Raw genomic sequence first — 13,087 nt, forward strand, 5'->3', positions numbered from 1 at the left:
CGCCGTATGCCGAAATCGGCATCTGGACCGTCAGGGGGTTGACAGCGGCGCGTCATCACCCCAGAGGAGCGCGCGGCGCAGTCGGTCGGCCTCGGCCTTCGCGTCGGGGACGACCTGGGCGAGTCCGGTGCCGGCGAGCCATGCGCCGACGACCGCCAGACCGTCGACCTTCTGCAGAGCCTTGCGCACCTCACGACGGCGATCGGCCGCGCCGATGAGGGACGAGGGCTGCGACTGGGTGAACCTCGCACGATGCGACGCGATCAGCGCGCTCTCCGGCAGCGGCACGCCCAGCATCCCCTCCGCCTCGGTGAGAGCGAGGCGTGCTGCGGCATCGTCGTCGAGCCCGGCGGTCGCCGCCGGCTCTCCCTGCGCACCGAACGACACCCGCACGACGTGACGGGTGCCGGCCGCCTCGCGCAGCCACGACCACTTCGCCGTCGCGTGCGTGAGCGCCTTCGCCGTACGACTTCCCGGCACGGTGAGCACGCCGGTGCCGCGCGGCTGGGCGTCGAGCACCGGCGCCTCCAGCAGCAGGCTCACGATCTCGATCTGCGGGGCCTCACCCGGGTCTCCGAGCCCCGGCACGAGACCGTCGAGCAGGGTACGCGCGCCCGGTTCCGGCGTGGCGACGAAGACGGCATCCGCCGTGATCGATTCCTCGACGGGCTCTTCATCCTTATCAGCGGCGACGGAGGCGATCGACACGGTCCACCCGTCGCCGGCGCGGGACAGAGCCGTCACCGGGACCCCCGTGCGCACGACGGCGCCGAGTTCCTGCAGATCGGCCTGCAACGCATCGACGAGCGCGCTCATCCCGCCGGCGACGCCCTCGACGGCCGACCCTGGGGCCTTGGCTGCGCGGTCCGCCCGTTCGGCGATGAGCTGAGCGACGCCGCCGGAGAGCGAACCGGCCCTGGTGAGGGCGGCGTTCAGGCCCGGTGCCGCGATCTCGGTGTCGACGTCGTCAGGGTCTGCGGAGTACACGCCCGCTGTGACCGGCGCGACGAGCATGTCGCGCACCTTGGGACCCATGCGCCGCGCGACGAGGGTGCCGAGACTGCGCTCCTGGCCGATCGTCAGCGGCGGGCGAAGGCGGTCGACGTAGGCCCGCCACGCCCCACCCCAGCCGATGATGCGTCGGACGTCATCGGCGAACGGGTTCACGGGGATGCCGAGGATGCCGCCCTTCGGCAACGGTGCGGCGTCGACGCCCGGTGCCCCGACGAGCCAGGCACCTGCGGGGTTCGGGGTGACGATGCGGTCACCGAGTCCGAGTTCGTCGAGCAGGGCACGCACGTGACCGCCGCGCGTCGCGTAGCTCTCGGCTCCGGCATCCACGGTGAGCCCGCCGAGGTCCGCGCGTCGGATCGCACCGCCCAGCTCGCCTTCGCTCTCCAGCACGGTCACCTGCATGCCGACCTTCGCGCATTCCCGGGCGGCGACGAGTCCGCCGATGCCGCCGCCGATGACGACGACGTGCCGGTGCGCCGCCCTGGCGGCGAGGTCAGCGGTGCGGTCGTCACTCATGAGTGCGCGAGCTCGACGATCCGCGTGAGCTGGTCGGGGTCGGTTTCCGGGGGCACGCCGTGTCCGAGATTGAGGATGTGGGCGCGGGCCGAGCGGCCACGGGCGATGACGTCGCGCACATGGGCCTCGAGAACCTCCCACGGCGCCTGCAGCATGGCGGGGTCGATGTTGCCCTGCACCGTGACGCCGTCGCCGAGGATGCCCGCGGCCTCGTCGAGGGGCTGCCGCCAGTCGACACCGACAGCGGATGCCACGCCGTCGAGCCGCATGTCGGCGAGGAACGGCCCGGTGCCGACCCCGAAGTGGATGACGGGGACATCGAGCCCGGTCACCGCCGCCTTCGAGTGCGGCGCGACGTGCGTGCGGTAGTCGGCGGGGTTCAGCGACCCGGCCCACGAGTCGAACAGCTGCACGGTCGCCGCGCCGGCGTCGCGCTGCGCCTCGAGGAAGCGGCGCGAGACGCGCGAGAGCCACCCGGCGAGACGATTCCACGCATCGGGGTCGGTGTGCATCATGGCGCGTGCGCGCAGATGCTCCTTCGACGGCCCGCCTTCGACGAGGTAGGCGGCGAGCGTGAAGGGCGCCCCGGCGAAGCCGATCAACGGAGTGTCGCCCAGCTCGGCCGTGACGATCCGCACGGCCTCGGCGATGGCCGTCGTGTCGAGCGCCTCCGGGTCGATCGCGGTGATCCGGTCGACGTCCGCACGGGTGCGCACCGGATCTGCGAACACCGGCCCGCGTCCCGGCTCGATCTCGACGTCGACGCCCGCGAGCCGCAGCGGGATGACGATGTCGCTGAAGAAGACGGCAGCGTCGACGCCGTGTCGGCGCACCGGCTGCAGGGTGATCTCAGCGGCGAGGTCCGGGGTGAGGCAGGCGTCCAGCATCCGCGTGCCGACGCGCAGCTCGCGGTATTCCGGGAGCGAGCGCCCGGCCTGTCGCATGAACCAGACCGGCGTCTGCTCGGGTCGGTCTCCGGCGAGCGCGCGAAGCAACGGGGCGTGAGGAGAAGGCATGCCCCCATCCTCCCATCCGCACCTGAGGAAGCGGCTGTCAGAGCCGGCACACAGCGAAGCGGAGTAGAATCGTCTCGTGCTGCTGTGTGTGACGGCGAGTCACAAGACCGCCTCCTTCGACATGCTCGAACGATTGAGCCGCACCCCTGACGACGTCGCGCCGAATCTTCTGCGCCTTGCTTCGTGCGTGCAGGGGGCCGTTGTGCTCTCCACATGCAACCGGTTCGAGGCCTACGTCGAGGTCGACGAACCCGTCACCGCTGCGGGCGCCGTCGGAGTGGAAGCCGTGATCGAGGCGATCGAGCAGTCCACCGGCATCCCCGCGGCCGAACTGGATGGCGCGTACGACGTGCACTCGGGTCGACGCGTCGCCGAGCACCTGTTCGCCGTGGCATCGGGTCTCGAATCGGTCGTCCCCGGCGAGGGGGAGATCGCCGGTCAGGTGCGTCGCGCGCTGACCGCCGCACGCAAGGACGGTACGACCTCTCCCGAGCTCGAGCGGCTGTTCCAGCGCGCGAGCCAGGCCCAGCGCAAGGTGAAGAACGTCACCGCCCTCGGCCGCGCGGGCCGCTCTCTCGTACGGCTCTCGCTCGAACTTGCCGACAGCCGCATCGCCGACTGGTCCGCCGAGCGGGTGCTCCTGGTGGGAACAGGGGCCTACGCCGCCGTCACGCTGGCGACCCTGCGCGAGCGCGGCGCCGTGGACATCTCGGTCTACTCCCCTTCCGGCCGCGCCGAGCTCTTCGCCAAGAAGCACGGCATCACCGCCGTCCCGGAGAAGGACTACGCGAAGGTCGCATCCGACTCCACTCTGCTGATCACGTGCACGAATGCGGCGGAGGAGCCGATCCTCGGCCCCGCCCACCTGCAGGCCGCACCGGATGGATCCGGCGCAGGCTGCCCGGTCGGCGGCGCTGCAGACTCTCAGCTCGTCATCGATCTGGGGATGCCGCGCAACGTGGACCCTGCCGTCGGGAACCTCGAGGGCGTCGCCCTGTTGGATCTCGAGACCATCCGCCTGCACGCCCCGCTCGAGGAGTTGCAGGCCACCGACGCCGCGCACTCGGTCGTCCGCGACGCCGCCGACACCTTCAACGTCGTCGGCGACCGCCAGAGCGTCACGCCGGCCGTCGTCGCTTTCCGCTCGCACATCCTCTCCCTCATGGAGGCCGAGATCGATTGTGCCCGTGCCCGCGGTGACGAGGACGGCCGTGTCGAGCAGGCCATGCGCCACCTCGCCGGCGTGCTCACGCACACCCCGACGGTCCGCGCGCACGAGCTCGCGGCGGACGGACGCGGTGACGAGTTCGTCGCAGCGCTCGAGACGCTCTACGGCATCGCCCCCGATGAGCCGTCGTCCTCGGCGGAGCGCGCCTCCGCCTGACGTCGCGCTGCGCGCCCCGCACGACGGTCCCGCGCGGCGCTCACGAGCATCCACCCGGCGTACCCGAAGAGCCCTGCCACCACCACCGGCAGAACGAACGCCCGCGCCGGTCCGCTCACCGCGGCGTTGACCCAGCCGAGCATCGGGATGCTGTACCAGAGGCGTCCACGGATCTGTTCGGCCCGCACCGGCTCCGCGTCGATGCCGTCGTTGGCGTCGCCCTGGGTGACGAACGCGCGCCCCTCTGCCGTGAAGCCGAACCCGACCACTCGATGCGTGGCGACGGTGGGCTCGCCGGGTTCGAGCTGATAGGTGATGATGTCGCCGACCACGATCTCGGCGGGTTCGACCGGTTGGACCACGATCAGTGTTCCCAGCGGCAGGACGGGCTCCATGGAGCGGCCGCTGATGGTGAAGGCGCTCGCACCGGTCACAAGCGGCACGCCTGCGACCAGGACGGCGACGAGGACGAGCACAGCCAGGATGCCGGCGCTCGCTCCGCGCCACAGCGCCGACGCCATCGACCGCCCGGCCGGTTCTGCGTCGTCCGGATGCGGCGCCCGTCTCGGTTCGTCACCCATGTCTGCGTGCGCCTCCCGTGCGGATGGCGACGATGCCGCCGATCACCGCCGCGATCGCGGCCGCGGCCGCCAGCAGAGGGATGTCGCCCCCGGTGCGCGGCAACGCGGTGGCCGTGACCTCGCCCTGCACCGGCAGCAGCGGTATGACGGCGGGGTCGACCGGGCAGCCGTTGGGCAGCGGCGCCGCTGCGGTGTCGCTGAGAGCGACGAGCACCTTGAGCGACACCGGCCGGTTCTGCCCGCCGACGAGTCCGGCGTCGAGTGCGACTCCGATCGGAACCTGCATCGTCTCGCCCTGGTGCAGCACGGTCTGCGGGGCCAATGCGCTGCAACGGGTCGTGCCGTCGACGGTGACGGCGCGGCCGCCTTCGCCGGTCACCCGCAGCGCCTCGACGAGGACCGGGTCGTCAGAGCGGGCCGGAGCGGCGAACAGCGCGACGAGTGTGGCGCCCGGCCGCTCGGCGCGCAGATGCAGGCTGCCCTGTTGCGAGCCGCCGGGCACCGCGATCCACCCCGCGGGAAGGATGGATGCCGGTGGCGACGCCGACCAGTTCAGCCCGTCGAGGCTGTACGAGATGGCGAGGCTCTCGTCCGCGGCCGCAGGAGGGGCCATCGACAGCATGGCGATCAGCGCGCCTGCAGCGAGCGCGGCGCGTCCGATCGCCCGGTGTTCAATTCTCCTCATCCGAGACCTCCGGCTCAGGGCTTCCGGGGGAAGCCGGCTCCTCGCGGAGTTCGAGGGGTGATGTTTGCTCGTCGCCCTGCCCACCCGCCAGCCGCGGTGGCCGCTCCTCGAGATCAGCCGGCGCGTCCTGGTTCCCGTTCTCGACCGACTTCTGCGCCGTGTCGGCAGGGATCGTGAACGTCATCGGCACGGTGATCCCCCCGGTCGTCCACGACCGGACCACCCCGCTGAGAGTGACGTTCACGGTGAAGACCGCATCGTCCGTCTGGCCCGGCGGGCGCTGGTGGGTGAGCGTCCAGCACACGTCGCGCGATTCTCCGAACATGAGCTTGGCCGTGGTGTCGTCCCCTTGGAAGGGGAGGGCGCTGAATGCCGTGCCGTTGTCGGCGTGGGACTGGCAGGTGCTCCCGACCCTGATCTTCACGCCGAACGGCAGAGGACGATCGACCGTGACGCTCAACCGAATCGCCGTCCACGTGCTCGTCTCACTGGTGTTCTGCACCACGAGCGGCACGACAACCGAGGAACCGGCGGCAGGGGCGAAGACGGCGTGGCCGACCGGCGGCGACACCTGGATCATGCCGGTGATCGTGTCGACCGACGCATCGACCGTCGCGCTGGTCGAGGTGCTCCATGCAGCGTTCGCCGCAGTGCCGGTCCACGCCATGGCTGCCACGATGATCGCTGCCGCGAGGACGCGCGTCCGGCGGGAGGACCGCCCGATTCCCGTTCTCATCGGACCTGCACTCCCGTCATCGTGATCGTGAAAGCCGGTTCCGCCTCGTACTGCGCGGCATCCGGAGTGGTCGTCGCCAGCGAGAAGGTGGTGCACATGTACGTCGTCTCGCCCGGATCGAGCCGCGCGAACGGCGGGCTGGACACGCCGGGCGAGACGCTGATCGCTGCTCCCCCGCAGTCCTCACTCCCACCGGAGCTGAGTGTCACCGTCGTCGCGCTCCCCAGCGCGCCGTCCCCGACGCTCACGCCCGCCGTGACCTCGAGGGGAACGTCTCCGGAGTTCTCGAGCACGTACACCGGTCCGGAGGACGTCTGACCCGGCGAGAGGCGGGGCACGCCACCGCCGACCTGCGCGATGTGCAGATCAGCGGTGCCGGTGGTCACCACGAGAGCGCCCGCCTGCTCCGTCTCGACCCACGCCGCCATGCTCCCCGGCACGGCGATGACAGCGGCGATCAGCAGGGCGACGGTGACGACGACGGCATCGGCGCCGATTCGCCTGTCGGTGGGGCGCGAACCGGTCAGCCGGGCCGGACGAGACGGACGGATCATGTGCGGGTTCAGTTCACCTCGGACAGCGGCTCGGGCACCTGTCGCAGCGTGATGCCGGTCGCGTCGAGCGTGACCTTCGCATCCATCGTGTCGTTGCCATCGCTGCCGGGGGTGCCGAACGGCCATGCGAACACGATCGTCAGGTGGAGGTCGCCGATGGTCGTGTCCAGGTCGACGCCGAAGACGTCCTGCTCGTCCGTCGGGTACACGGTGGCCCCGTTGTCCCCGGTGAGCGTGTACGTCGGCTGGATGGCACCGGCCATCGCGGCGGTCTTGTCCTCGTTGGCGTGCTCATAGTGCACGGCCGTCATCTCACCGAACGCGACGTCGGCGGCAAGATGCAGGTTGGTCCCCTCACCCTCGACACGGATCGTCTCTTCGTAGACGATCACATCGCCCGGGACGATGGTGTAGCCGGACAGGTCTGCGACCGGTGCACCGTTGACGAACCACTCCCTCTCTCTGGTGTCCATCGACATGTAGCCCGTCTGGAACGTCGTCGCGCTGCTGCTCACGCTCGTCTGCCAGTACGCCAGCGATCCACCGCCACCGAGCATCAGCACCGTCGCCGCCCCGACGGCGATCACAGCTTTCGTGGTCTTGTGCATGTCCCCACTCCTCGTCTGGATGACGCACGCCGTCATCTCATCTCGACGCTAGGGATGCGGGAACTGCGCGGACAGGCGTTTCAGCCACCAAAATCGGTGGATCCCACTGCAGAGGCGGCGGTGGCGATCACCGGTCTCCCGGCCGGGAGGATGCGGGCGATGAACGCGCCGTCGGCACTGTCGAGTTCTCCGACGAGCCACCGGTGGAGGCCGTCGAGGTCGGCGGCGCCGATCGCACGGTCGGGCACATCATCGATGAGCACGACATCCACGCCGCGCCGGCGTGCGCGGGCAGCGGCGGCGGCGACGGCCGGGGCATCGAGCCGCCCCGCACGGTAGCCGTCGCGGAGTGCGCCCTCCAATGCCGCGCAATGCCGCTTCTCGTCGTCGGTGAGCTCGTGCCCTGCCGCGATCCGCGCGAGCACCGGACCGACCGTCTCATCCCACCGCAGCACCTTGTCGCGTGCGCGGGCGGTGACCTCGGCGAGCCAGGCGCGCTCCGAACTCGCCCGCAGCGCCAGCGCCCTGTCTCGCGCGACGCGCCGATCCAGCACGCGGATGGACACCGCGAGTGTCGCGGCAGCGACGACGATGAGGATCGATCGGACCACGGCGGCGCGCACTTCATCGAACGGGCCAGGAGCGACCGAGAGGGTGCCGATCACGATCACAGGCACCAGGATCACCGCCGCAGCGCCGGGCCGCCCGCGCAGGCACAGCATCCCCAGAACCACCGCCGCCCCGACGAGCGGCCACATTCCGGCGTACGTGGGGCCAGGCGCCGACGACGGCACCACGCCGCCGGTGAAGAGCATCGCGCCGACGGCGATCAGGCACAGCACTGCCGTCGCGATCACCGCGCCGGCGCGGGCGCGGCCGGCGCGGTGTCCCACGAGGATGAACGCCGCAGCGAGCGCTGCACCGGCGGTCAATGCGGGCGCCGGCTGATCCATCCAGACGAGCGAGAACAGCGCGAGAAGCACGGGACCGCCCGCCAGCAGCGCCCCGGACAGGCGCATCTCACGATCCTGCAGAAGAGCGGCATCCGCCCGACCGTGCGTGCGCGGCACCGGGGCCGCTCCCCACCGCAGCTCGACGGTCACGCCGCGGCCTGTTCCGGTGTGCACCAGCGCGCGACCACCCACCGCCTGCATGCGCGCGACGATGCTCACAGCGATCCCCAACCGCCCGGGAGGAACGGCGTCTGCATCGAACCCGGGACCGTCATCGGTCACCTCGACCACCACGGCATCCCGATCGCTGCGGAGCACCACGGCGCTCGTGCTGCCCGGCGCATGCCTCTGCGTGTTCACGAGGGCCTGCTGGGCTGCCCCGATCACGGCACCGGCGACCTCGGCGGGCACGTCGGGAGTCGGCAGGCCGCTCGCCACGGTCCTGTCATCGAACTGCGCCCCGTGCGAGTGAGCCAGTGTTCGAAGCGTGTCGCGGAGCATGTCGACGCTCATCGGTGCGCTCGGCTCCGCCGACAGCGACCGCAGCGCCTCGCGCGCGTGCCGAGCCTGACTCGCGAGCACCGGCAGCATCTGCGGGGTGGCGCGCGCTGCGAATCCGAGTGTGGCCATCACCTCGTCATGCACGAGCGCCTGCGCGCGTGACTCGACCTCGCGGCGCGCCGCCACCTCCGCCTCCCGGACGCCGGCGTCCCGCGCCGCGCGCGCGGCCAGGTCGGCGCGCTGCGCCCTGGCGAGCGTGGTTCCGGCCAGTGCGCACAGAAGGAAGGCAGTGGCGCACGCCTGCACGTCGTTCGCGATCGCGTTGGCCGATGTGTCATCCATCGCCAGCCGCAGCAGAGGAACGGTCACCGCGAGCGCGCCGAGCATGATCCATCCGCCCGCCTGCCCCCAGGCGATCACGGCCGCGAGCACCGGAAGGGCGATCACGGTCAGCAGCCACAGGAGTTGCCCTGCCGGCGGCGTCCCGGTGATCGCGAAGGCCGGCCACGCCAGCGCCACAAGAGCGAGATAGCCGACCGCGACGATGCCGTTGAGCACGGCGACGACGCGGCGCCCGCTCCACGGGGCGAGCAGGGCGGCGACGACGAACAGTCCGTAGACCCCCAGCAGGGCGTATTGGAACACCTCCGGGTGGGCGGCGGCCCTGGGCTGGACGACGACCGTCACCACGCCGAGGGCGGCGGATGCCGCGAGGACCCCGTTCCCGCCGGTCAGAAGGCGCGCGGCGAGCAACTCGTGGTTGTCGTGGAGATCGCGGCTCATGCCCGTCCCGGCACCGGGAGGAATCCGTCTTCCACCCCGCGCCGGTACAGCTCGACCTTCGTCGGCGCCGGTCGTCCCAGGCGCTGGTACTCGCGTTTGATCCGCTTGAGGTGGTCGTTGACCGTGTTCTCGCTGATGCCGAGGCGCGTCGCGACCTGCTTCGCCCCGATACCGGAGGCGTAGAGGGCGAGGACATCCCTCTCGCGATCGGTGAGTGGCGCGCTCTGCAGGTCGGGGTCGGAGTCCGCTGTCATCGCCCACTCGGCATCCATGATGAGCTCGCCTCTGGCCGCGCGCTCGATCGAGGTGAGGATCGCGTCCGGAGGGGCGGACTTGCGCACCACGCCGAGCGCGGACGTGCGCAGGGCCTCACGCACGAGGAACCTGTCCTCACCGGAGGTCAGCACGAGCACCTCCGACCCTCGATCCCGCAATCGCTGCACGTTCTCGCCCGGGGTCGTGCCGTCGCGGAGCATGAGATCGAGAACGACGAGGTCGGGGCGCAGGTCAGCCTGCCGCAGTGCTGCCACGGACGGCACTGCACCGACGAGGTCCAGCCCGTCGGACCCTGCGATGAGCGCGCCGATCGCCAGGCCGACGAGCGCGTGATCGTCGACGATCGCCACGCTGAACCTCGTCTGCATGCTCTCAAGATAGAGCAACAGCTCCCCCGCCGACGCACACGCCGGTGCGAGACTGGTGGCATGGCTCTGCACATCACCGGCGACCCCGACGCCGACGCACTTCTCACCGAGAATCCCCTCGCCCTGCTCGTGGGGATGCTCCTCGATCAGCAGGTTCCGATGGAGACGGCGTTCGCCGGACCGCTGAAGATCCAGCAGCGCACCGGCGCCGCCGATGCCGCAGCGATCGCCGCGATGGATCCTGATGTCTTCCTCGAGGCGGTCAAGCAGACCCCCGCCGTGCATCGCTTCCCCGGGTCGATGGCCGCCCGTGTGCAGACACTCTGTCAGGAGCTCGTCGACGCGTGGGGCGGGGATGCCGCGGCCCTGTGGACGCAGGGCGATCCTGATGGCCCCGAGGTGCTTCGTCGTCTGAAGAAGCTCCCCGGTTTCGGCGAGCAGAAGGCGAAGATCTTCCTCGCGCTGCTCGGCAAGCAGTACGGATTCACCGGCGACGGGTGGCGCGAGGCCGCGGGCGCCTACGGCGAGGAGGGGTCCTTCCGCAGCGTCGCCGACATCGTGTCGCCGGAGTCATTGACGAAGGTGCGCGAACACAAGAAGGCTATGAAGGCCGCCGCCAAGGCAGCGTCGTGAGGCCCGCCCCTCCCGTTTGTCAAGGGCGCTGCGTGAGCTGATCCGCTGCCGCAGGCTGGACCCGCCGCCGATCGAGGGAGACGCATGTCGAGGAACGTCCGAAAGATGAACTGCACTCCGGATGCGGTGTTCCGTGTCCTCGCGAGCGGGTGGCTGTATCCGAGTTGGGTCGTCGGCGCCTCGCGCATGCGTCAGGTCGATGACGAATGGCCGCAGCCGGGCAGCCGCCTGCACCACTCCGTCGGCGTCTGGCCGGCGCTCCTCGACGACACGACGAGCATGGAGAAGTGGGATCCGCCTCGCCAGGCGGTGATGAAGGCGCGTGGATGGCCGATCGGCGAGGCGCGCGTCACGATCGACGTGAAACCCTCGGGCACCGGATGCCTCGTGCGCATCCAGGAGGAGCCGGTCAGCGGACCGGCGAAAGCCGTGCCGCCCTTCGCCGCCGACCCGATGCTGTACCTGCGCAACGCCGAGACCCTCCAGCGCCTGGCGTACCTGGCGGAGGGCACCCTACGAAAGGACGTCTCGTCGGGGGCTGACTGATGGCGCGGTCGTACGAGGTCGACGCCTCGGTCGTCGGGGCAGGACCCAACGGTCTCGCCGCGGCGGTCACGCTGGCACGAGCAGGACTGCGGGTGCGGGTGTTCGAGCGCGCCGCGACCCCCGGGGGCGGTGCCGACACCGCGGAGCTCACCCTGCCGGGGTTCCTGCACGATGTCTGCTCCGCCGTGCATCCGCTCGCGTTCGAGTCGCGCTTCTTCCGCGAGTTCGGGCTGGCGCAACGTGTGCGCTTCGCCGTCCCGGACATCTCCTTCGCGCATCCTCTCGACGGCGGAGCCGCCGGCGTCGCGTATCGCTCGCTCGACCGCACAGCCGATTCTCTCGGCGCGGACGGCGCGGCCTATGCGCGCCTGATGCGGCCCCTCGTCGACCGCGCCACCCGGGTGTCGGACTTCACCGGCGACACACTGCTGCGGGTACCGCGTGACATCCCCACCGCGGTCGCTTTCGGCATCGCGGCCCTGGAGCAGGGTGGACCGCTGTGGAACCTCCGTTTCCGCGAGGAGGTCGCCCCTGCCCTGCTCTCCGGCGTCGCCGCGCACACGATCCTCCCGATGCCGGGACTCGCCGGGTCCGGTGCGGGCCTCGCCCTGACGACGTACGCCCACGCGAAGGGCTGGCCGATCCCGATCGGTGGGAGCCGGTCGATCATCCAGGCGATGGTCGACGACCTGCACGCCCACGGCGGTGAGATCGTCACGGACCACGAGGTGACGTCCCTGGACGAGCTTCCGCCGTCGCGGGCGACACTGCTGGATGTCACGCCGCGAGCGCTCATCGGAATGGCGCCAGAGCGGATGCCGTCGCGGTACCGCCGCGCGTTGGAGCGGTTCCGATACGGCAGCGCCGTCGCCAAGGTCGACTTCGCGCTGTCGGAACCGGTGCCGTGGACGAACCCCGACGCGCGCGAGGCGGGCACCCTCCACCTCGGCGGCACGCGAGCGGAGATCGCCGTCTCCGAGAACGCGATCGCCCGCGGCGGTCTGCCCGACGCGCCGTACGTGCTGGTGTCGCAGCCCTCCCTCTTCGACGACACGCGCGCACCGGCCGGGCAGCACACGCTGTGGGCCTACACGCACGTCCCCGCCGATTCCCGCGCGGATCGCTCAGAGGCCGTGATCGACCAGATCGAACGGTTCGCGCCAGGTTTCCGCGACACGATCCTCGCCACGTCTTCACGCACCGCCGTCGACGTCGCCCGCCACAACCCCAACTACGTCCGAGGCGACATCTCGTCCGGCAGCCCCGATCTCACCCAGTTGCTGCGACGCCCTGTGCTGCGCCCTGATCCATGGCGCACGCCGATGGCGGGCGTGTACCTGTGCGGTGCGTCGACCGCTCCCGGCCCTGGCGTGCACGGCCTCCCCGGCTGGCACGCGGCCCTCAGCGCGCTTCGGCACGAGTTCGGAACTCGCGCGCTGCCGAACCTCGCACCGGACGGCCCGTCCGGCCCACAATGAGAACATGAAGAAGACCGGGTCCAGCGTCGCCTCCCTCATCGCTGCCGCACCGGCCGCCCGGCGGCGGGATGCCGAGACGCTCACCGCTCTCATGCAGGAGGTCACGGGACGCGAGGCGGAGGCGTGGGGCACCATCATCGGCTTCGGCTCATGCCACTACCGCTACCCCACCGGGAACGAAGGAGACTCTCCTCTGCTGGGGTTCGCTCCACGGAAGGGGGCGACGACCGTCTATCTGCTCGACGGGTTCGACGCGCACTCCGCCGACCTTGATGCGCTCGGCCCGCACACCACGGGCGCCGGGTGCCTGTATCTGAAGGACCTGGAGAAGGTCGATCTCGCTGTGCTCCGCGGCATCCTCGAGCGATCGCTCGCGTGGGTGGAGGCCGGCGGAGACGGCCGGATGGGGCTGACCGTCACCGAGTGACGGCCAGCCCCTCCGGCGCGTCTCGTGC

Annotated in this window: 14 protein-coding genes; 5 read left to right on the top strand and 9 right to left on the bottom strand. The window is 71.0% G+C overall.

All coding sequences use genetic code 11. The features are described 5' to 3' along the window. Window positions 1-30: 30 nt before the first annotated feature. Entirely contained in the window at window positions 31-1,530 is a 1,500-nt protein-coding gene (hemG, locus tag HD600_RS04755; RefSeq protein ID WP_184281876.1) for a protoporphyrinogen oxidase, read from the bottom strand. Further along, entirely contained in the window at window positions 1,527-2,546 is a 1,020-nt protein-coding gene (gene hemE, locus HD600_RS04760) for a uroporphyrinogen decarboxylase (RefSeq protein ID WP_184281878.1), read from the bottom strand. Before hemE ends, hemG begins: the two co-directional genes overlap by 4 nt. A 76-nt stretch (window positions 2,547-2,622) precedes the next feature. Between hemE and HD600_RS04765 the strand changes: the two genes are divergently transcribed. Next, window positions 2,623-3,930 carry a glutamyl-tRNA reductase gene (locus tag HD600_RS04765; RefSeq protein ID WP_184281880.1) on the top strand — a complete coding sequence of 436 codons (1,308 nt, stop codon included), beginning with the start codon at window positions 2,623-2,625 and terminating at the stop codon, window positions 3,928-3,930. Here HD600_RS04765 and HD600_RS04770 read toward each other — a convergent pair. The 7 genes from HD600_RS04770 to HD600_RS04800 all read right to left on the bottom strand — a co-directional run bounded on the left by HD600_RS04770 (window position 3,876) and on the right by HD600_RS04800 (window position 9,975). Next, on the bottom strand, window positions 3,876-4,511 hold the full coding sequence (locus tag HD600_RS04770) for a signal peptidase I (RefSeq protein WP_184281882.1): 636 nt from the start codon (window positions 4,509-4,511) through the stop codon (window positions 3,876-3,878). The two genes, HD600_RS04765 and HD600_RS04770, sit on opposite strands and share 55 nt — an antisense overlap. Then, the gene (locus HD600_RS04775; RefSeq protein WP_184281884.1) at window positions 4,504-5,196 is read right to left on the bottom strand and encodes a hypothetical protein; all 693 of its coding nucleotides are present in this window, start codon (window positions 5,194-5,196) and stop codon (window positions 4,504-4,506) included. Before HD600_RS04775 ends, HD600_RS04770 begins: the two co-directional genes overlap by 8 nt. Then, window positions 5,183-5,932 carry a hypothetical protein gene (locus HD600_RS04780; protein ID WP_184281886.1) on the bottom strand — a complete coding sequence of 250 codons (750 nt, stop codon included), beginning with the start codon at window positions 5,930-5,932 and terminating at the stop codon, window positions 5,183-5,185. The genes HD600_RS04775 and HD600_RS04780 overlap by 14 nt, the downstream gene beginning before the upstream one ends. After that, the gene (locus HD600_RS04785) at window positions 5,929-6,486 is read right to left on the bottom strand and encodes a hypothetical protein (protein WP_184281888.1); all 558 of its coding nucleotides are present in this window, start codon (window positions 6,484-6,486) and stop codon (window positions 5,929-5,931) included. Before HD600_RS04785 ends, HD600_RS04780 begins: the two co-directional genes overlap by 4 nt. A gap of 8 nt (window positions 6,487-6,494) precedes the next feature. After that, entirely contained in the window at window positions 6,495-7,094 is a 600-nt protein-coding gene (locus HD600_RS04790; RefSeq protein ID WP_184281890.1) for an alternate-type signal peptide domain-containing protein, read from the bottom strand. Between the two features lie 80 nt (window positions 7,095-7,174). Beyond that, window positions 7,175-9,331 (bottom strand): ATP-binding protein, encoded by a 2,157-nt coding sequence (locus tag HD600_RS04795; RefSeq protein ID WP_184281893.1) that lies wholly within the window; start codon window positions 9,329-9,331, stop codon window positions 7,175-7,177. Next, entirely contained in the window at window positions 9,328-9,975 is a 648-nt protein-coding gene (locus HD600_RS04800; protein ID WP_144793346.1) for a LuxR C-terminal-related transcriptional regulator, read from the bottom strand. Before HD600_RS04800 ends, HD600_RS04795 begins: the two co-directional genes overlap by 4 nt. Before the next feature lie 60 nt (window positions 9,976-10,035). Between HD600_RS04800 and HD600_RS04805 the strand changes: the two genes are divergently transcribed. The 4 genes from HD600_RS04805 (at window position 10,036) to HD600_RS04820 (ending at window position 13,059) form a co-directional block, all read left to right on the top strand. Beyond that, the gene (locus HD600_RS04805) at window positions 10,036-10,608 is read left to right on the top strand and encodes an HhH-GPD-type base excision DNA repair protein (RefSeq protein WP_184281895.1); all 573 of its coding nucleotides are present in this window, start codon (window positions 10,036-10,038) and stop codon (window positions 10,606-10,608) included. Window positions 10,609-10,692: 84 nt separating this feature from the next. Beyond that, window positions 10,693-11,154 carry an SRPBCC family protein gene (locus tag HD600_RS04810; RefSeq protein ID WP_184281897.1) on the top strand — a complete coding sequence of 154 codons (462 nt, stop codon included), beginning with the start codon at window positions 10,693-10,695 and terminating at the stop codon, window positions 11,152-11,154. Next, entirely contained in the window at window positions 11,154-12,632 is a 1,479-nt protein-coding gene (locus tag HD600_RS04815) for a phytoene desaturase family protein (RefSeq protein ID WP_184281899.1), read from the top strand. Before HD600_RS04810 ends, HD600_RS04815 begins: the two co-directional genes overlap by 1 nt. A 4-nt stretch (window positions 12,633-12,636) precedes the next feature. Beyond that, window positions 12,637-13,059 (top strand): DUF1801 domain-containing protein, encoded by a 423-nt coding sequence (locus HD600_RS04820; RefSeq protein WP_184281901.1) that lies wholly within the window; start codon window positions 12,637-12,639, stop codon window positions 13,057-13,059. The last annotated feature ends 28 nt before the right edge of the window (window positions 13,060-13,087 follow it).

The sequence above is a fragment of the Microbacterium ginsengiterrae genome (assembly GCF_014205075.1).
Classification (GTDB): domain Bacteria; phylum Actinomycetota; class Actinomycetes; order Actinomycetales; family Microbacteriaceae; genus Microbacterium; species Microbacterium ginsengiterrae.